At 67.9% G+C, this 1,549-nt stretch carries 2 protein-coding genes; both read right to left on the bottom strand.

The annotated features are described in order from the left end of the window. A partial coding sequence (locus EOA38_RS36220) for an ATP-binding cassette domain-containing protein (protein ID WP_127301473.1) occupies nt 1–214 on the bottom strand: 214 nt, incomplete at its 3' end. Further along, nucleotides 211–1,549 (bottom strand): ABC transporter permease subunit (locus tag EOA38_RS36215; protein ID WP_127301472.1); only part of this gene is annotated, 1,339 nt, incomplete at its 5' end. The genes EOA38_RS36215 and EOA38_RS36220, both read right to left, overlap by 4 nt.

Below are 1,549 nucleotides of genomic sequence, written 5' to 3'. Positions count from 1 at the left end.
TCAGCACCCTGCCCGCGTTCGGCGCTTCGAACCCGGCGATCAGATTGAGCAGCGTCGACTTGCCCGACCCGCTCGGCCCCATGATGGCGGTGATCCTGCCGGCGGCAAATTCGGCATCGAAGCGGAAGGATGCCTCGCCATAGCTGAACGAGACGCCATCCAGCGCGACAGCCAGTCCCTTCTGCGCCGCAATGCCAATGTTCGCCGTTGTCATGCCTTTGCTTCCCGCCCCAGCCAGTCGGCGGCGACCACCAGCATCAGGCAGACGAGGCCGAGCAGCAAGGCCAGCCCCGCGGCATCGGCGGTGCGGTAGCTGCCCATGCGCGCCAGCAGAAGATAGGGCAAGGTCTGCACCGAATCGCTGCCGAACAGCGCGATCACGCCGAGATCGCCAAGCGAAAGCGCCATGGCGAAGGCAAAGCCGGTCGCCAAGGGCCGCCGCAGCGACGGCCAATCGACCAGGCTCAGCCGGTTCCAGCCGGAAATGCCGAGCGCCAGGCAAAGCCGCTCATGGCGCTCGCTCGCCGCGTCGTAAGCGGGGCGAACGGCGCGGATGGCGAAAGGCATCGCCATCACCGCATTGACGGCGACGACCATGACGGGTGCGACGACGAACACGTCCGTGAAGCCGCGCAAGGCCAGGAACCAGCCGGCGCCGACCACGATTGGCGGCACGACGAGCACGAAACCGGCGCCGGTGTCGGTGGCATGTTCGAGCAGCGACATCGCGCTGCCCTCGCGGCGCCGCAAGGCCAGCGCGCGCCGGGCCGCGATGAGCGAGAGCGACAGCGTCACCGAAAGCAGCGCCGAGAGGAAAGAGAGCGTGGCGCTGGTGAGCGTCGCACGGCGCACGGCCTCCTCGCCGGCCAGCCGTCCGAGATCGGCTTCCAGCCCGGCCAGCACGGTCGCCGCCATCGGTCCGGCGACGAACAGCAAGGCAAGTACGATCAGGCCGGCGTTCATCACCGTTTCAGCCTTGCCTGTCGCAAGATAGCGGCGCGGCGCTACCGGCAGATTGGCATCGCCGACCGTATTGGCGCCGAGCCGCGTGAGCAGAGCGACGATGACGAAGGTCAGGCCGATCTGCAGCAGCGTCAGCACCACCGCCCGGGCCGGATCGAAATCGAAGCGCAGCGCCTGATAGATGGCGACTTCCAAAGTCGTGGCGGCCGGTCCGCCGCCGAGCGTCAGCACGATGGTGAAGGAAGTGATGCAGAGCATGAACACCAGCCCGGCGACGCCCGGCAAGGCGGTGCGCAACGCCGGCCATTCGATCAACCGCAATGCCGGCCAGGCGCCCATGCCGAGCTGGCTCGCCAGCCGCCACTGGTCGGCGGGCACCGTGCCCAACGCCTCAAGGAACAGGCGCGTGGCCAAGGGCAGGTTGAAGAAGACATGCGCGATCAGAATGCCGGACAGGCCGTAAATGCCAGGCCATTCACCGCTGCCGAACCTGCCGAGAACGCCGGCAAAATAGCCGGCATGGCCGTAGAGCGCCAGCACACCAAGGGCGGCGACGATGGCCGGCAGCGCCAGCGGCACGGTGAAG

Origin of the sequence: Mesorhizobium sp. M1E.F.Ca.ET.041.01.1.1, from assembly GCF_003997355.1 — a bacterium.
GTDB lineage: Bacteria > Pseudomonadota > Alphaproteobacteria > Rhizobiales > Rhizobiaceae > Mesorhizobium.
This window is presented reverse-complemented; position numbering and strand designations above follow the sequence as displayed.